Annotated in this window: 13 protein-coding genes; 3 read left to right on the top strand and 10 right to left on the bottom strand. The window is 67.5% G+C overall.

Annotated elements, in window-relative coordinates; all coding sequences use genetic code 11:
- Nucleotides 1–51 precede the first annotated feature (51 nt).
- The 6 genes from ribD to GOC52_RS02860 all read right to left on the bottom strand — a co-directional run bounded on the left by ribD (nt 52) and on the right by GOC52_RS02860 (nt 4,762).
- Complete coding sequence (gene ribD, locus GOC52_RS02885) at nt 52–1,137, bottom strand: bifunctional diaminohydroxyphosphoribosylaminopyrimidine deaminase/5-amino-6-(5-phosphoribosylamino)uracil reductase RibD (protein ID WP_191850632.1); 1,086 nt, start codon at nt 1,135–1,137, stop codon at nt 52–54.
- Between the two features lie 78 nt (nt 1,138–1,215).
- Nucleotides 1,216–1,737, bottom strand: a complete 522-nt coding sequence (nrdR, locus tag GOC52_RS02880; RefSeq protein WP_004143350.1) for a transcriptional regulator NrdR — start codon at nt 1,735–1,737, stop codon at nt 1,216–1,218.
- 149 nt (nt 1,738–1,886) lie between these two features.
- The gene (locus GOC52_RS02875) at nt 1,887–2,336 is read right to left on the bottom strand and encodes a hypothetical protein (protein WP_043397888.1); all 450 of its coding nucleotides are present in this window, start codon (nt 2,334–2,336) and stop codon (nt 1,887–1,889) included.
- Between the two features lie 27 nt (nt 2,337–2,363).
- On the bottom strand, nt 2,364–2,783 hold the full coding sequence (locus GOC52_RS02870; RefSeq protein ID WP_043397885.1) for a hypothetical protein: 420 nt from the start codon (nt 2,781–2,783) through the stop codon (nt 2,364–2,366).
- Nucleotides 2,784–2,850: 67 nt separating this feature from the next.
- Nucleotides 2,851–4,104, bottom strand: a complete 1,254-nt coding sequence (gene glyA / locus GOC52_RS02865) for a serine hydroxymethyltransferase (RefSeq protein WP_010481990.1) — start codon at nt 4,102–4,104, stop codon at nt 2,851–2,853.
- A gap of 184 nt (nt 4,105–4,288) precedes the next feature.
- Nucleotides 4,289–4,762 carry an RcnB family protein gene (locus GOC52_RS02860; protein WP_019338039.1) on the bottom strand — a complete coding sequence of 158 codons (474 nt, stop codon included), beginning with the start codon at nt 4,760–4,762 and terminating at the stop codon, nt 4,289–4,291.
- A gap of 254 nt (nt 4,763–5,016) precedes the next feature.
- Between GOC52_RS02860 and ettA the strand changes: the two genes are divergently transcribed.
- The 3 genes from ettA (at nt 5,017) to GOC52_RS02845 (ending at nt 9,222) form a co-directional block, all read left to right on the top strand.
- On the top strand, nt 5,017–6,681 hold the full coding sequence (gene ettA / locus GOC52_RS02855) for an energy-dependent translational throttle protein EttA (protein WP_010481992.1): 1,665 nt from the start codon (nt 5,017–5,019) through the stop codon (nt 6,679–6,681).
- Between the two features lie 124 nt (nt 6,682–6,805).
- Nucleotides 6,806–8,122 carry an NCS2 family permease gene (locus tag GOC52_RS02850; RefSeq protein WP_005408048.1) on the top strand — a complete coding sequence of 439 codons (1,317 nt, stop codon included), beginning with the start codon at nt 6,806–6,808 and terminating at the stop codon, nt 8,120–8,122.
- A 95-nt stretch (nt 8,123–8,217) separates the two neighbouring features.
- A complete protein-coding gene (locus GOC52_RS02845; RefSeq protein ID WP_191850630.1) occupies nt 8,218–9,222 on the top strand; it encodes a DUF4434 domain-containing protein in 1,005 nt (334 codons plus the stop codon).
- Here the strand turns inward: GOC52_RS02845 and GOC52_RS02840 are convergent.
- From GOC52_RS02840 to wecB, 4 genes are read right to left on the bottom strand one after another with little or no spacing between them, the layout of a single operon-like run.
- The gene (locus GOC52_RS02840; protein ID WP_191850629.1) at nt 9,216–12,032 is read right to left on the bottom strand and encodes an NfrA family protein; all 2,817 of its coding nucleotides are present in this window, start codon (nt 12,030–12,032) and stop codon (nt 9,216–9,218) included. The genes GOC52_RS02845 and GOC52_RS02840 overlap by 7 nt on opposite strands.
- Complete coding sequence (locus tag GOC52_RS02835) at nt 12,029–14,176, bottom strand: glycosyl transferase family protein (protein ID WP_010481996.1); 2,148 nt, start codon at nt 14,174–14,176, stop codon at nt 12,029–12,031. Before GOC52_RS02835 ends, GOC52_RS02840 begins: the two co-directional genes overlap by 4 nt.
- Nucleotides 14,177–14,182: 6 nt before the next feature.
- Nucleotides 14,183–16,384 carry a hypothetical protein gene (locus GOC52_RS02830; RefSeq protein WP_191850627.1) on the bottom strand — a complete coding sequence of 734 codons (2,202 nt, stop codon included), beginning with the start codon at nt 16,382–16,384 and terminating at the stop codon, nt 14,183–14,185.
- On the bottom strand, nt 16,381–17,565 hold the full coding sequence (wecB, locus tag GOC52_RS02825; RefSeq protein WP_049453387.1) for a non-hydrolyzing UDP-N-acetylglucosamine 2-epimerase: 1,185 nt from the start codon (nt 17,563–17,565) through the stop codon (nt 16,381–16,383). Before wecB ends, GOC52_RS02830 begins: the two co-directional genes overlap by 4 nt.
- Between the last annotated feature and the right edge of the window lie 265 nt (nt 17,566–17,830).

Below are 17,830 nucleotides of genomic sequence, written 5' to 3'. Positions count from 1 at the left end.
CGGTTCCATCCCACGACATGCGCCGGACAATGCCCGGCGCATGTCATTGCGCTACGACCGCAGCAACAAGCGGATGTCCTCACCCACCTGCCGCTGATCCACCACGTGCAGCCGCCGCTGCTGGTCCATCGCCTCGATGCCGAGGCCGGCCAGCAGCGGACGACCGTTATCGCCCAGCAGCGTGGGCGCCTGATACAGCAGCAGTTCGTCCACCCAGCCGCCGCGCAGCAAGGCACCGGCCAGCGTCGCGCCGGCTTCGGTATGCACTTCGTTGATGCCACGTTCGGCCAGCAGTGCCAGTACCGCGCCCAGGTCCAACCGCCCATCAACGCAGGGTGCGCTGGCAAATTCGGCGTCGGCCGCATCCGGTGCGCTTACTGCTGTGCCATGCAGGTACAAGGTCGGCGCCCCACCCTCGCGCACACGGCTGCATTCCAGCGAGCGCAGGCGTGAATCGAGCACCACGCGCAGCGGTGGCATCACCTCGGTATCGGCCAGGCGCACGGTCAGCATCGGGTCGTCGGCCAGCACGGTGTCGGCGCCGGTCAGGATCGCACCCGCACGTGCGCGCCAGTGCTGCACGTCTTCGCGCGCGGCCGGACCGGTAATCCACTTGGAGCTGCCATCGGCCATCGCGGTACGGCCATCCAGGCTGGCGGCCAGCTTCACCCGCAGCCACGGGCGGTTGCGCTCCACGCGCGACAGGTAACCCTTGTTGAGCTCGCGCGCCTGTGCCGCCATCAGCCCTTCGGCGACGTCGATGCCTGCATTGCGCAGCAGATCGAAGCCACCGCCATCGACCTTGGGGAACGGATCGCGCATCGCCGCGACCACACGCGACACGCCCGCTTCGATCAGTGCAAGCGCACACGGTGGTGTGCGCCCGTAGTGCGCGCAGGGTTCCAGGGTGACGTAGGCGGTGGCGCCACGGGCGTCGCTGCCGGCCTCGCGCAGCGCGAACACTTCAGCATGCGGGCCACCGGCGCGCTGGTGCCAGCCCTGCCCGACCACGCGTTCGCCATGGGCGATCACGCAGCCGACCATCGGGTTGGGGCGGGTGGTGTAGGCGGCACGCTCGGCCAGGCGCAGTGCGTTGGCCATGTGCAGGTGGTCGAGGACGGAGAACGGGGTGGTCATGCGGCCATGGTAACGCCGCCGGTGTGCATCCATGCCATCAGTGCCAACCAAGGTTGGCATCTACCAGGGAAAAGGCGGTCAGCCCTTCTTCTTCTTGGTCAGGGCAATCACGTCGCCCAGCAGCTGCAGCTGTTCGGTGCTGGACGGCAGGTCGCGTTCCAGCTTCTCGATCTCCTCGCGGAAATCGGCCACGTCCTCGAAGCTGCGGTAGACAGATGCGAAGCGCACATAGCCGACGTGGTCGAGCTTGCGCAGTTCGTTCATGACGAACTCGCCGACCTTGATCGAAGGCACTTCGCGCTCTCCGCTGATGCGCAGCTGGTGGACCACGGCGCGTACCGCCGCTTCGATCTTGTCTTCGGCCACCGCACGCTTCTGCAGCGCGCGGTCGAAGCCAGCGCGGACCTTGCGCTGGTCGAACGCCTCGCGGGTGCCATCGCTCTTGACGATGGCCGGCAGCTTCAGCTCGACCGTTTCCATGGTGCTGAAGCGCTCGCCGCAGGCTTCGCATTCACGCCGACGACGGATCGTCGCGCCGTCTTCGGAGACGCGCGAGTCGATGACCCGGGTATCGGCATGTTGGCAGAAGGGGCAATGCATGGAACGCCTGGCTCAGGGAAGTACCTATTGCCACGGTCATGGCAGCGTCGCAAAGGTACCTGAGAAAGGGCCCCGCAGCAAATGCTGTCTGCGCGGAAGTGCCTGCATTTCGGCCGAACAGAGCCTCCAGCGCGGTCAGGGCTGTGCGCTCAACCGGGTGCCGGTGGCGCCGAGGCCGCGCGTGCCCAGCGCAGCCATACCAGGTGCCCGGCCATCACCAGCAACGGTGGGCCAAAGCCGAGGAAGGCCAATGTCGAGATCTCCCCGTGCTTGAAGGTGAAGTACAGCGTGGCGGCAACCACGGCCAATGCGGCCAGCCCCCCCAGCGCCAACCCCACCCAGGCGACAACCGGGGAATCGCGCAGGCCGACAAGGCCACGCCACAGGAACAGGCCGCTCAGCCACAACCACGACAGCAGGCCGATGATTCCGGCGGTCGACCACAGCAGCAACAGTGTGTGCTCGTCGCCTGTCAGGTACTTGCCATCCCATACGACCATCAGCCCCAGCACAGCACCCGTGCCGCCTGCTGCCACGGTGGGCAGGCCTGCCAGCAGGCCGGCGATCGCCATCCAGCGTTTGTGCAGACGCTCATCCATGCGTTCGATTTCCTTCCATGGGCCACGTCATGCGCGGCGTTTGATCCACACCAGCATCGCAGCCGGCACCAGCATCGACGGGCCCAGCAGCAACAGGGTGATGCCTTCGGCGTGCACGGTGACGCCCCACCACAGCGCCAGCCCCAGCGGGGGCAAGGCGGCGAGACCGCCCGCCAGCAGCATCCACCACCAGAGACGGTGCACGTGCAGCCCGGCACGCCCCTGCATCAGAAAACCCGCACTGAGCCACAACCAGGCCAGGCAGCCGGCAATGCCGGCCAGGCCCCACAGCGGCATCACCGTCACCGAGGCCAGCGTGCCATGACCGAACTGGCCCAGCCCCATCAGCAGCAGCATGGTCGCTGCCGCGCCGCCCATCACCAGGCTGGGCAGGCCAAGCAGCACCGCCAGGGCGGTGTACAGATACTTGAGGTGGCGCTCATCCATGCGCGGTTACTCCAATGCTGGGGTCAGAGCCCTTCCCTGCGGGAAGGGATCCGACCCCACTCCCCGGTCAGCCGTAGACCGGGTACTTGCGGCACTGCGCGCTGACGGCGTCGCGCACGCGGGCGATCACGGCGTCATCGTTCGGCGCGTCGAGCACGTCGGCGATCCAGTTGGCCAGGTCCACGCAGTCCTGTTCAACGTAACCACGGGTGGTCACCGCCGGGGTACCCAGGCGCAGGCCCGAGGTCACGAACGGCGAACGCGGGTCGTTCGGCACCGAGTTCTTGTTGACGGTGATGTGCGCCTTGCCCAGCGCCGCTTCCGCGTCCTTGCCGGACACGTCCTTGCCGATCATGTCCACCAGCATCAGGTGGTTCTGGGTGCCACCGGAGACGATCTTGTAGCCGCGCGCGATGAGCGTGTTGGCCATCGCCTGGGCGTTCTTCACCACCTGCTGCTGGTAGGCCTTGAAGCCCGGTTCCAGCGCTTCCTTGAAGGCCACAGCCTTGCCGGCGATGACGTGCATCAGCGGACCACCCTGGATGCCCGGGAACACGATCGACTGCAGCTTCTTGACCAGGTCTTCGTCGGCGCCCTTGGCGACGATGATGCCGCCGCGCGGGCCGCGCAGGGTCTTGTGGGTGGTGGAGGTGACCACGTGGGCGTGCTCCAGCGGGCTGGGGTACACGCCTGCGGCGACCAGGCCGGCAACGTGGGCCATGTCCACGAACAGGTAGGCACCGACCTTGTCGGCGATGGCGCGGAAGCGCGCCCAGTCGATCACCTGCGAGTAGGCCGAGAAACCGGCCACGACCATCTTCGGCTTGTGCTCCAGGGCCAGGCGCTCGACTTCGTCGTAATCGATCAGGCCCTGGTCGTTCACGCCGTACTGCACGGCGTTGAACAGCTTGCCCGAGGCGTTGACCTTGGCACCGTGGGTGAGGTGGCCGCCGTGGGCCAGGCTCATGCCGAGGATGGTGTCACCCGGCTGCAGCAGGGCGAAGTACACGGCCTGATTGGCCTGCGAACCGCTGTGCGGCTGCACGTTGGCGTAGTCCGCGCCGAACAGCTGCTTGAGGCGGTCGATCGCAAGCTGCTCGGCGATGTCCACGTATTCGCAGCCACCGTAGTAGCGCTTGCCCGGGTAGCCTTCGGCGTACTTGTTGGTCAGCTGGCTGCCCTGCGCTTCCATCACCGCCGGGCTGGTGTAGTTCTCGCTGGCGATCAGCTCGACGTGGTCTTCCTGGCGCTGGGTTTCAGCGGCGATGGCCTTGGCCAGTTCGGGATCGTAGGATTCGATGCGGACGTCACGCGGGAACATCGGGTACTCCAGCAGGCAGGGAAAAGGGGGTACGGCTCAGCCCCCGATTGTAGCCCCGCACCGGCCTGCTGGGGCCGAAACGGACGGGGCCGGCATCCCCGAAGGAATCCGGCCCCGTATGGTTTCGATTGCGCTGCCCCGCCGTGCCGGTAGATCCACGCCATGCGCGGATATGACCGCCGACTCAGCGGTTGCTGAGCACGTACTGGGCGATCACACCGGTGGCGATGGCAACCAGCAGCATGTTGCCGCGGTCATCGCGGATCCAGTGGTGCCCGTAGGGCGGGCGACGCAGGTGATAGCGCGGGTAGTCGTTCACCACATAGATCGGGCCGCGGTAATAGTCGCGGTAGCGATGGCCGACCTTCCAGCCATAGCCCGGGCCATAGGCCGGGCGGTACACCACACGCGGCGGTGCCGGGCGGTAGTAGCGGTCATGATCACGGTGCCACTCGCGGCGATCCTGGCGGTAGTCGCGCCGGGCCTCGCGGCGGTCGCGCTCCCAGTCACGGCGGTCGTGGCGCCACTCACGGCGATCCTCGCGCCATTCGCGGCGGTCGTGGTTGCGGCGATGGTCGTTGTCGGCGAACGCCGGGGCCACGGCGCCCAGCGCCAGCACAGAGGCCACGGCACTGGCCATTACTCGATTGATGCGCATGTCAGACCTCTGCTCGGGTGGGTGGTGAGCCCATATTGCGCAACCGATCTGAACCGTTTCCGGCTGGAAACGCTTCCCGTTGCAGGACTGTGACGCAGTATTCAGGCGGCGGCCAGCCCGGCGCCCCCTTCCCGGGCGCGGCCCGGAACCGGTTCCGGCTATAATTGGCGGTATTCCATTTCAGTCTGTGCCCGCTGCCGCAACGGGATCTTCCCGTGACGGACCGGGCGCAGGGCCGCGCCTACGGAGACCGCATGTCCTCGCAATACATCTACACCATGAACCGCGTGTCCAAGGTGGTCCCGCCCAAGCGGCAGATCATCAAGGACATCTCGCTGTCCTTCTTCCCGGGCGCGAAGATCGGCCTGCTGGGCCTGAACGGCGCCGGCAAGTCCACCGTGCTGAAGATCATGGCCGGCGTGGACACCGATTTCGAGGGCGAAGCCCGCCCGCAGCCGGGCATCAAGGTCGGCTACCTGGCGCAGGAACCGGAGCTGGACCCGACCAAGACCGTGCGTGAAGCGGTGGAGGAAGGCGTGGGCGAAGTGCTGCAGGCCCAGGCCGCGCTGGAAGCGGTGTACGCCGCCTACGCCGAGGAAGGCGCCGACTTCGACGCGCTGGCCAAGGAACAGGAGCGCCTGGAGGCGATCCTGGCCGCTGGCGACGCACACACCCTGGAAAACCAGCTGGACGTGGCCGCCGATGCGCTGCGCCTGCCGCCGTGGGATGCCGTGGTCGGCAAGCTGTCCGGTGGTGAAAAGCGCCGCGTGGCCCTGTGCCGCCTGCTGCTGCAGAAGCCGGACATGCTGCTGCTCGACGAACCGACCAACCACCTCGACGCCGAGTCGGTGGAATGGCTGGAACAGTTCCTGGCGCGCTACACCGGCACCGTGGTGGCGGTCACCCACGATCGCTACTTCCTGGACAACGCCGCCGAATGGATCCTGGAACTGGACCGCGGCCGCGGCATTCCGTGGAAGGGCAACTACACCGACTGGCTGACCCAGAAGGACGAGCGCCTGAAGCAGGAAGACAACCAGGAAAAGGCCCGCCAGAAGGCGATCCAGAAGGAACTGGAGTGGTCGCGCCAGAACGCCAAGGGTGGCCGCACCAAGGGCAAGGCCCGTCTGGCCCGCCTGGAAGAACTGCAGTCGGTCGATTACCAGAAGCGCAACGAGACCAACGAAATCTTCATCCCGCCGGGCGAGCGCCTGGGCAACGCGGTGATGGAGTTCAAGAACGTCTCCAAGAAGTTCGGCGACCGCCTGCTGTTCGACAACCTGAGCTTCCTGGTGCCGGCCGGCGCCATCGTCGGCATCATCGGCCCGAACGGTGCCGGTAAGTCGACCCTGTTCAAGATGATCACCGGCCAGGAAAAGCCGGATACCGGCGAGATCGTGGTCGGCCCGACCGTGAAGCTGTCCTACGTGGACCAGAGCCGCGACGCACTGGAGGGCAACCACAACGTCTTCCAGGAAATCGCGGGCGGCCTGGACATCCTCAACATCAACGGCATCGAGATCCAGTCGCGCGCCTACATCGGCCGCTTCAACTTCAAGGGCCAGGACCAGCAGAAGATGGTCGGTTCGCTGTCCGGTGGTGAGCGTGGCCGCCTGCACATGGCCAAGACCCTGCTGCAGGGTGGCAACGTGCTGCTGCTCGACGAACCGTCCAACGATCTGGACATCGAAACCCTGCGTGCGCTGGAAGATGCGCTGCTGGAGTTCCCCGGCAACACCTTCGTCATCTCGCATGACCGCTGGTTCCTGGATCGCATCGCGACCCACATCCTGGCGTTCGAAGGCGACTCGCACGTGGAGTTCTTCCAGGGCAACTACCGCGAGTACGAAGAAGACAAGCGCCGCCGCATGGGCGACGACGCTGCGCCGAAGCGCCTGCGCTTCAAGGCGCTGAAATAAGGCAACCGGAAAGGCCGCGCTCGCGCGGCCTTTCTCCTTTCGGTAGGTCACCACCGTTGGTGGTGACGCTTCAAGGCGTACCGACCAACGGTCGGTACCCACCACCAACGGGTCGAGATTCCCCATGTCCCTGTTCGAGCGCCTGTTCCAGCTGCAGCAGCACGGCACCACCGTGCGTACCGAGCTGCTGGCCGGTGTCACCACCTTCCTGACGATGTCCTACATCGTCTTCGTGAACCCCGAGATCCTCGGCACCACCGGCATGGACGCGGGCGCGGTGTTCGTGGCCACCTGCCTGGCTGCTGCACTGGGTTCGGCAGTGATGGCGCTGGCCGCCAACTTCCCGGTGGGCATGGCACCGGGCATGGGCCTGAACGCGTTCTTCGCCTTCACCGTGGTCGGTGCCGCTGGCCTGCCATGGCAACAGGCACTGGGTGCGGTGTTCATCTCCGGCCTGGTGTTCCTGGTGCTGTCGCTGACCGGCGTGCGTGCGTGGCTGGTGTCCGGCATCCCCTCGTCGCTGCGCTCGGCCATCGTGGCTGGCATCGGCCTGTTCCTGGCGATCATCGCGCTGCAGAAGTCCGGCGTGATCGTCGGCAACGAAGACACGCTGGTGGCGCTGGGCCCGTTGAACACGGCGCCGCCGCTGCTGGCGCTGGCCGGCTTCCTGCTGATCGCGGTGCTGGAAGCGCGCCGCATCCGCGGTGCGATCCTGATCGGCATCCTGGCGGTGACCGGTGCGGGCTGGGCATTGGGCGATGTGCAGTACCAGGGCCTGGTCTCGTTGCCGCCGAGCCTGGCACCCACCTTCCTGCAGCTGGACCTGCCGGGCCTGCTGCACCATGACGGTGGCGCACCCATCGCAGTACTGCTGCAGGTGGTGCTGGTGTTCGTGCTGGTGGAAGTGTTCGATGCCACCGGCACGCTGTACGGCGTGGTCGGTCGCGCCGGCCTGCTGAAGCTGCCGGGCGCGCAGAAGCGTTTCGGCCGCGCGCTGCTGGCCGACAGCACCGCGATCGTGGCCGGTTCGATGCTTGGCACCAGCAGCACCACGGCCTTTGCCGAAAGCGCCTCGGGCGTGCAGGTGGGCGGCCGTACCGGCCTGACTGCATTGGTGGTGTCGGCGCTGTTCCTGGCCGCGCTGCTGTTCTCGCCGCTTGCGGCGATGGTGCCCAGCTATGCCACCGCGCCGGCACTGCTGTTCGTGGCTGGCCTGATGCTGCGTGAGCTGGTGGAAGTGGACTGGAGCGACCTGACCGAATCGGTGCCGGCCGCGCTGTGTGCGCTGGCGATGCCGTTCACCTACTCGATTGCCAACGGCCTGGCGTTCGGCTTCATTGCGTATGCCGCGCTGAAGGCCGGTACCGGGCGTTGGCGCGAAGTGCATCCGGCGGTGTGGCTGGTGGCGGTGCTGTTCACCCTGCGCTACGCGCTGGAATAAGCGGCCGGCACTACCAGAGCACGCTTCGGCCCGCGACCGGGACTACCAGGCGCGGGGTTCACCCGCCACGCACGGCGCTCTGGGATGATGCGGGCATGGCTCGGCCCGACCTTCCCGCGGATCCGTCTTCGCCGTTGCGCCGTCGCTTGCTGCGCGCGGCAGTGCTGGCGCCATTGGCCGGTACGCTCGCCACCCTGCCCGGCTGCTCGCTGCCGGTGCAGGTCGATGGCACCTTCCTGCAGCCGTGGCGCAGCCACCTGCAATGGGGCCTGGCCGACTGGCAGCGATCCTTGAAGCTTGCGCATACGCTGGGCTGCCGTCAGCTGGTGCTGCAATGGACCGGCATCGTCGGTGGCAGCGACGGCGACTGGTCACTGCCCGACGGCAGCCTGCAGCAGCTGTTCACCGCTGCCAGCGAGAACGACATCCGCATCCGCGTCGGCCTGCCCTTCCAGCAACGCTGGTGGCAGGCTATCGGCGCAGACGACGCCACGCTGCAGGCCTTCCTGGCCGAGAGCCTGGCGCACGCACGCAGCTGGTTGGCACAGGCACCCTGGGCACAGCAGCCAGCCTTCGGAGGCTGGTACCTGCCCTACGAACTGGAGCAGTACCACTGGGCCGATCCGGCCCGCCAGCAATGGCTGGCGCAGTGGCTGCACGGGTTGGTGCAAGCCGCCAGCGCGCGCGGCGGTGACTGTGCGATCTCCTGTTACTTCAGCCGCCTGCAGACCGATGGCAACCTGGTCACGCTGTGGCAGGCGGTGCTGGCACAGGCCACGCTGCGGCCGATGGTGCAGGATGGCGTGGGGGTGGCCGGTGCCGGCAACGTGCAGCAGCTCCAACCGTTGCTCGATCATTTCCATGCACACGGCATCGGCTTCGATGCGATCATCGAACTGTTCCGCGAACTGCCTGGCAGCGCCGCTGATGGCAGCGGATTCAAGGGCGAAACCGCCGATGCCGCACGTATCCAGCGGCAGTTGGCATGGGCACGCGACAGCGGCGCACAGCACGTGCTGGTCTATGCACTGGAGCCATGGCTGACCCAGGACACGCCGCAGGCCGCAGCGCTGCGGCGACGCTGGGGCCTGCGTCAATAGTAGAGGATGGCGGTAGCGAACAGGCCCTTGGCGCGCTGTGTATCACCGCCACCGATCGCGAAGCGGTACTGCACGGTCAGGTCCAGGTAGGAACGCGGCGTGTTGTAGTGGTCCTCGCGGAACCCGTAACGCACGCCCACGCCCGGCCCTGCGCCAAGTGACCAGCTGCGCTGCGTATCGTTGAGCGCGAACGACTGCGCCGGGAACGGCGGATAACGGATGTCGCGCACGCGCGAGCGCTGGTCCAGCCAATCGGCACCCACCACGACATAGGGTGTGACCACCCAATGCGTCTGCCCTGCACCGAAGCGGAAACTGCGCCCGGCGCGCAGTTCACCGGCAGCGAACCACTGTTGGCGATGCAGGCGCCCATTGGCCTCACCCAGGCGCCGCACCGGCGTGCCGTTGGCATCAAGCGCGTCGAGGGTGAAGGTGGCACCGTTGTCGTCCCAGGTGTATCCCCCCTGCGCGTAGCCACTGACCATCCACCACTGGTTCACATCGGTGCGCAGATCGGTGCCATGGTAGTAGCCATAGGTCAGGTAGGACATCCAGCCGCCCGAACCACTGGCCAGCCGGTAGCGCGCCAGCGTGCTGGCTTCCAGTGGCCGGTTCAGGGCCAGCTGCAGGCGGCACTGCACTGCGGCCGATTCGGGGTAGACCTCGCCCTGGCGGGTTGCACTGCCGAGGAACTGTCGGCGCTCGATGCCAGCACTCAGACCGGTCTGGCCAAACGCGTAGCGCATGCCGAAGGACGCGATGGTGGATGGCCAGCCGGTAGTGGAACGCGAGTGACTGAGGCGCTCGGCGCGTGCACGCGCATCCGGCGTTGATTCGCCGGTGCACGGGTCCACCGCGCGGATCGATTCGTAGGTGCCGCCCTCGTCGTACAGCGTGTTGAGCAGGCGTGCGTAGAGTTCCAGCGTGCCATGCTGGTCGTTGAAGGCCGGGGGCCGCCAGAACGCCTCCAGCGTGCTGAACACCGAATCGCCGGGCGTACTGATCGCCGCACCGCCGACATTGGTCGCCGCCTGGCGCGCACCGCGGAAACCCGCCGAGGCGATCACGCCCCACTCGCGCGAATAGTTGGCGATGGCATTGCGCACGTTGTAGCGCTGATGCGCATCCAGTGACAGCTCGCCGGCATCGGCGCGATCAATGGCGCTGCGCAGCAGCGTCACCGCCTGCGCATGGTCACCGTTGGCTGCGCTGGCGTAGGCCTGGTCGAGCACTACGCTTTTCGGTGCCTTTCCGGTGGCCTCGGCGGCACGGAAGTCGGCCAGTGCGCGCGCCGGTTCGTGGGCCCTCTGGTTGAGGTAGCCGCGCTGCATCAGTGCACCCGCGTCATCAGGACGCTGTGCCAGTGCCGTATCCAGGCGCTGCCGCGCTTCGTCCTGCTGGGCACGGTTGCCCGCCGCCAGCGTGGTGGTCAGCAGGCCTTGCAGGTTCGCGTCGTCCGGTGCGAGTTGCACGGCCTGCCGCGCCTCACCGATGGCATCGGCGTAATCCTGGCGCGCGTAGGCAGCGTAGGCACGCTGTGCGGCACCGCCATCCCCCTGCAGATCGGCCGGCACCAGTTCGCAGACGTTGCCGCTGTCACCGGACTGGCAGTGCTGGACCGGTGCCGGGTAGGCCTCGGCGCTGATGCGGGGAAGCTCGCGACTGGAGCGGATCGCCCGGCTGCGCTGCTCGATGCCCTGCTGCAGCAGCTGCCGTGTCCGTGCATCGCCTTCACCTGCCGGTAGCGCCGCCTGCAACGGTGCCAGCAGTGCAGCTGCGCGTACCCGATCACCTGCGGCCAGCGCCGCATCCACCGCCAGCAGCCGCACGTTGCGCCGCTGCGCGGTTGATCCCGGCGTGGCGAGCGCGGCATCGAAATCCTCATTGGCCCGCAGCGTACTGCCCTGGCGCTGGCGCAGGTAGCCACGCATCACCCGGGCATTGAGATCGTTGGCGTCCACCTGCAATGCCTGATCAGCACTGTGCTCAGCGTCGGCCAGCTGATCGCCCTGCAGCTGCGCGGTGATCAGCAGCAACCGGTATGAAGCAACGTCGGGTGCCAGTTCCACGGCGGCGTGCGCCTGCTCAATGGCGGCGGCATCCTCGCCTGCGGACAGCAATTGATAGGCCTGCTGTGCCTGCAGCAGCGCGCGTTGGCGGCCCAGTGTCACGCGCCGCGCGCGCAGCGCTTCGACATTCGGTGCACCCAACTGCAGCGCGGTGCCGATGGCGGCGTCGGCCTGTTCGGGCTGTTGCTGTGCCTCCAGCGCCGCCACCCACAGCAGGGCCCATGCGCCCTGTTCCGGCTGCTGCCGGAACGCCTGTTCGGCCTTGCTGGCGGCGATGCCCATCTGCCCGGCGTCGTAGGCCGCATAGGCTTCGGTTGCCAGCATGTAGGCCTGCCGGTTGTTGTGGCCGGCCACCGTTGCGGGTGCACGCGGCACCGCTGTGCTACGCGCTGCACCTGTGGTCGTCCTGGGCGCGGCCAGCGCAGGCAAGGCTGGATCCTTCATCCCCGCGTCCAGCGCACGGCGCGCCTGCTGCTGCGCTTCTGCGCCACGACCAAGCTTCTGCAGCGCATAGATCTGCAGCAGGCGCAGCCGCACCACGTCCGGGCGCAGCCGGATCGCTTCGCTGGACTGCCGGTAGGCCGTGGGGTAATCGCCACGTTCATAGGCAGCAAACGCCTGCTCGGCGATGCGGTAGGCCGCACCGGACAGCGGCAGTGGCACCTCGGCCTGCGCCAGCACCGGCGCGGCGGCCGTGACCAGTGCCACGGCAATGACGGTGGACAGCAGCGTGGTCTTCATGCCGGCAAGGCTCCGGGCGGCGGCGACTGCAGCGTGGCCGCACGCCGGCGCTGCTCCTGCATGGCCTGGGCCACGGCCTCTTCGGTGGTGATGCCCTGCTTGACCAGGTAGTCGCCGATACGGCCGTCGCGCTGCGGCATGTAGTCGTCCAGCGCGATCTCGAAGCGTGCGTGATCGATCAGGCGCATTTCCACCAGCAGGTCGCCCAGCAGGGGCACGTTGTCCAGGTGCCACTGCCGTTCGCCACCGATCAGGCGCAGGCCCGCGTTGATCTCGCTTTCGCGGGCAATGCTCTGTTCGATGTGCTCGCTGCGCGTTTCCTGCTTCAGCAATGCCACGGCGTCCTCGGGCAGCGGACTGGCCACGGCCAGCCGCAGGGTGCCTTCCTGGCGCGGCGGCAGCGGCAGCATGCGCCATTGCACGCAGGCATCGGCACTGACCGGGAACTGGCAGGCACGCAGGTAATCCACGTCGATCACCGCACGTGGCAGGTCGCCCTGGAAGGCGATGGCCTCGGCCAGGGTCTCGTCATCCAGCCAGCCCTGGGTGAGCAGGATGCGGCCCAGCGGTTGCTGGCGGCCTGCCTGCTGCTGGTCCAGCGCCTGCTGCAGGCGTTCGGGTTCCACCGCCTGCCAGGTGGTCAACAGCTCGCCCAGCTGCTTGCGGGTCTGCACCAGCTGCGCCGCATCGGGGAAGTCGTGCATGGTCTTGTCCCAGACCATGCGCTTGCCAAACAGCAGGTAGGCCAGGAACACCTTCCAGGCTCGGGCGGTGGCCATGAAATTGATCATGTTGCCGACCACCATGCGCGGGATCGACATCAACGCATGCTCCCAGCCGTACAACCGGTTGACGAAATAGAAGCGCTGCACGACCCGGGTCGCCAGCGCTGCGGTGGTCAGCAGCGCGACATTCATCTGCCAGGTACCGGCCTGGAACACGCTGGGAAACTGCATCGTCCACAGCCCGGTCATCTTCAACAGCCAGAACAGCAGCAGCTGCAGGAAGATGATGTACGCAATGATGCTGACGAACGAGGTGATGATGCCCTTGCGGTCACGTGCCAGCAGGTACTTGGTGGCCAGCGAGCCGCGCCAGCCCAGCGACTCCCAGCTCTGCAGGCCGATGCCCAGCACCCACCGCGCCTTCTGCCGGTACGAGGCACGGAAGTTGTCGGGGAAGTACTCGCGCACGCACAGCGCCATCTGCTGGGTACGCTCGCGCACCGGCCCCCAGCCGAACCATGACGGACGGCGCACGCGGAACTGCACCGGGAAGCGGGCGAAGATCGACTGCATGCCCATCGCCGCCAGCCGCGCACCGACGTCGTAATCCTCGGTTAGGCTGTCGGTATTGAAGGGCTGGTTGTCGGTCTGCGCGCTCAGCGCCAGCAGCGCGCGCCGCGAGAAGCAGGTACCGACGCCCGCGGAGGGCACCATGCCGGACACGCTCTCGCGTACCACCAGATCCTTGGCGTGCCACTCGGCGAACTCGTCCATGTAGACGCCGGCCACCAGTTCGTACCACTCGCGGTCCAGCGAGGTCACCGGCAACTGGATCATGTCCTTGCGTGGCAGCAGGTAGTTGTAGAAGCGCAGTTCCATCGGGTGCAGCACGTCCTCGCTGTCGTGCAGGATCACGCCGGCGAATTCGATGTCGTGGCGCTTCTCGTAATCGAAGATGGCCAGGATCAACCAGTTCAGGCAGTCGGCCTTGCTGGTCGGCCCGTCGTGCGGCACCTCCACGCGGCGCAGGCGCTTGTAGCGGCGGCGCATGCGCTCCACTTCATCGATGGTCTGCTGGTCGTTGGGATAGGTGCCGACGAACACGACGTACTCGCGGTAGTCGAGCACGTTGATCATGTTCTCCACCATCTGCGCGATGACGTCGTATTCCATCCACGCCGGCACCATGATCGCCAGCGGCTGTTGCGGCCGCTGCATCAGGTCTTCCTGGGTCAGCGGCCGGTACGCTTCGCGACGCTTGATGGTGAGCGCGCGCCAGCTCTCGCGAACCCAGTACCAGACATCGATGAACAGGTCATCGAGGCTGGAGATCAGGATCAGCACGGCCACCGCCGCCGCCGTGGTTTCCAGGGCGGCGTAATAGTTGGCCAGCTGGATGTTCCAGAACAGACCGTCCACGGTGGATCAGTGCCCTGTGTTGGCGGACTTGCGGCGGCGCACCTGGGTGACGCGGGCGGCCAGCAGCGCGAACACGATCACGCCGACCAGCAGCAGCAACCAGACCATGTGCCGTTCCCACTTCGATTGCGGATTGCCATCCCGGGCAACGCGGCTTCCGTAAGGATCCTGGCGATCGAACTCGCGCACGGCATCACTGCCGTCGAGCACCGCAAGATCACCGCGCAGCAGCCGGAACGGTGCGCCGAACGACGGTGCCTGTGCGCCCAGGTCGCTGTACAGCACGCCGAGCTGGCCGCCGGAGGTGCCGACCTGCACCACCGCGGCGCGATCCAGGCCGCCGACATCCAGCAGCGGCTGCGGCTTCCCGCCGATCAGCAGGTGGCCGTCCTTCAGGCCGGCCACATCAACACCCGACGGCGCCACACCGAAGGCCAGCCACGGCGTACCCGGGCTGACCGCCGCACCGGCATCGACCACCTTCAGCGCCGACGCCTCCGGCGAGGCGCCCACTGCACTGGCCACCGCGATCACCTTGCGCAGCGATGCCGGCGCATCCTGCAGCCACGTGGCGGGCACGAACACCTGGTTGCCGCGTGACAGCTGGCTGCTGGCACCGACGAAATCACTGCCCAGCGAACGCTTGGCCAGGGTCAGGTGACTGCTGGGCAGGACCGATACCGGATAGGCGGTGGCCGGATCGTGGCAATAGGGGCGTGCCGGCTGGCGCAGGAAGCTGACCCGGATCTCGTTGCGCGCCGACAGCGCATAGGCCGGCACCTTGGCCACCAGCCGCTGCGGCTGGCCGTTGGCCGACAACACCTTGCCCCCCAGCAGGTAATCGTTGAAATGGATGGTGGCCACCGCGCCCTGCCCGGCCGCGTTGGGGGCCGCCGAGACGTCGATCACCACCTCTTCGGGCAGGCGCCCATCGGCCGACAGCGCGCCGAGGTCGAAGGTGGCACTGCGGTCCGCGCGGGTGACGACATCCATCGTGCCGGCGATGTTGCCGAGCCGGCTCAGCAGCACCTGGTCACCGTCCAGCTTCAGCGTGCCCGCTGCGCTGACCTGCAGGCTGCGGCCCAGCGCATAGCTGCGCCACTGTTCGGCGAACAACCCGGCGACCTTGCCCGCCGCCGCCGGGTCGACCACCAGCGTCGGACGGCCGGCAACGGCCACCACGCTGACCGAGGCGCTGGTCGCGGGCTTTTCCAGGCCACCCATGTCGGTACCGCGCCACGCGGCGAACGCCGTGCCCGCGTCGGCGCCAGTGGTGGCAACCTGTGCGGCCAGCGCATCCAGCGCCGCGCGCACGCCGGCCCGCAGCGCATCACTGCCGATCATCACATCGGCGGCCAACGGCCCGCTGTCCCGCAGCGACAGCAGCGCACCGACTTCGGCCAGATCCTTGATCGCGTATGCCCGCTCGCCCGCGGCCAGCGCGGCATAGGCCGGCACGCCCTGCAGGCTGGCCGGGATGCTGATGCCGGTCAGGTCGACACGGTCACCAACCTTGGGCAGCGCCACCACCTGCACCTGCTTGCCACCGGCCTGCATTGCGGTACCGATGCGCCAGGCCGCATCGTAGGCAGGCGCCTGCAGTGCCTTGCCATCCACCAGCAGGCGCACCTGCGGGGGCAGCGCGCCCCACGCCTTGGCCACGGTATCCACGGCGCGGCCGTCGAAGCGGTAGCTGAAACGCGAGTCCGGCGACAGCCGCAGCACGTTGGCCGGCGCGCTCTGGTCGGCACATTGGTAGTCGGACACGATCGACCACCAGCCGACGCCGACCCGCACGAAGCCGTTCTGGCGGGGTTCGCCATCGATGGCCAGCAGCTGGCTGGCATCGCCCTGGGCATCGGTGATCGAGCGCGCGGCGATTGGATCGCCATCCACCGACCACAAGCCCGAGGTACGCCCAGCGTGCCCGCGTACATAGCGCCCATCGAGCTGCAGCTGTGCATCGCGGGTGGCAACGCCAGCCGGCACCGGCAGGTAGACCTCGCGCTGGCTCTCCTGCCCGCTGAGCACCAGCGGTTGGCGGAAACCGAGTTCGCGCAGGGTCATCTGCCGGCTGACCGTGCTGTCGCCGCTCCATTCGGCGAACTGGCCGGCGACGCTGTCGGCGGCATGGGCACTGCCAACCACGCCCGACAGGACGAACGCGGCGGCGGATGCAAACAGGGGAGAGCGGCCGGTCTGGGTCATGGCGTCACTTCGCGTGGATGGGAGTGGGCGGCACCGCCGCTGCGGAGGCCAGGCGAGAATTCGGGAAGGGGCGTGCCACGCAGCGCGGCGACGATGCGCGCGCTGGCACGGCCATCGCCGTAAGGGCTGGCATCGGGATCGAAGTGGGTCCGGTGCGGTGGTTGTGCCAGTGCCGCATTGACCGCCTCGACAATGCGCGAAGGCGTGGTGCCGACCAGCGTCACCACACCGGCCTCGACCGCCTCCGGGCGTTCGGTGACGTCGCGCATGACCAGCACGGGCTTGGCCAGCGCCGGCGCTTCTTCCTGCACGCCCCCAGAGTCGGTGAGGATGACGTCGGCGCGCTGCATCAGGCGCACGAAGCGCAGGTAGTCCTGCGGCGGCACCAGGTGCACGTTGTCGAGATGGCCGAGGTGGGCGTTGACCGGGCCCTGCACGTTCGGGTTGAGATGCACCGGGTACAGCACCTGCAGGTCCGGCCGCCGGGCCAGCTCGGCCAGCGCGCGGCAGATGTCCTCGAAGCCCTGGCCGAAGCTCTCACGGCGGTGGCCAGTGACCAGCAGCAGGCGACGATCGGGATCAAGCATGTGGAAGGGTTCGTCAGCCCGCGCACGCAGCGCCGGGTCGGCATCCAGGCGCTCCACGGTCTGCTGCAGGGCATCGATGACGGTGTTGCCGGTGACCAGGATCTGCCCGCCGAGGTGTTCACCGGCCAGGTTGGCGCGCGAGCTGGGCGTGGGCGCGTACAGCTGGTGGCCGACCACATCGATCACCCGCCGGTTCATTTCCTCCGGCCACGGCCGGTTGATGTCACCGGTGCGCAGTCCGGCCTCGACATGGCCGATCGGAATGCGGTGGTGGAACGCGGCCAGCGCGGCGGTCATCGCCGTGGTGGTATCGCCGTGCACCAGCACCCGGTCCGGACGGACCTGCGTGTACAGCGCGTCAAGCCGCTCGAACAGCTTCGCGCACAAGCCATTGAGGGTCTGGTTGGGGACCATGACATCGAGGTCATGGTCGGCGGTGATCTCGAACAGCGACATCACCTGGTCCAGCATTGCCCGGTGCTGGCCGGTGATGCAGACCACCGATTCGATATCCGCAGCCTCGCCCAGGGCACGCACCAGCGGCCCCATCTTGATCGCTTCCGGTCGCGTGCCGAACACCGACAGGACCTTCACCGCAGCGCTCCGGACGGACGGCGCGAGGGAATGCCAGGAGCTGTAGCCACGTCTGGATCCTTTCGGCGTTCCCGTCCAACACCCGCAGGCAGGAGACGGTCACCTCATGAGGAAACTCCAAAATCGCGACGTACATCACATTCGAATGATGGTACGCGCGTCGTGGCATTGATCTTCATCGTTGGAAGATCAAGACGCAGTCAACGCCGCCCGCGGAACGGGCGACGTTGCAGTGAAACGCAGCAGTGGCCGCAGCTTGGGACCG

Origin of the sequence: Stenotrophomonas sp. SXG-1, from assembly GCF_014083965.1 — a bacterium.
Lineage (GTDB): Bacteria > Pseudomonadota > Gammaproteobacteria > Xanthomonadales > Xanthomonadaceae > Stenotrophomonas > Stenotrophomonas geniculata.
This window is presented reverse-complemented; position numbering and strand designations above follow the sequence as displayed.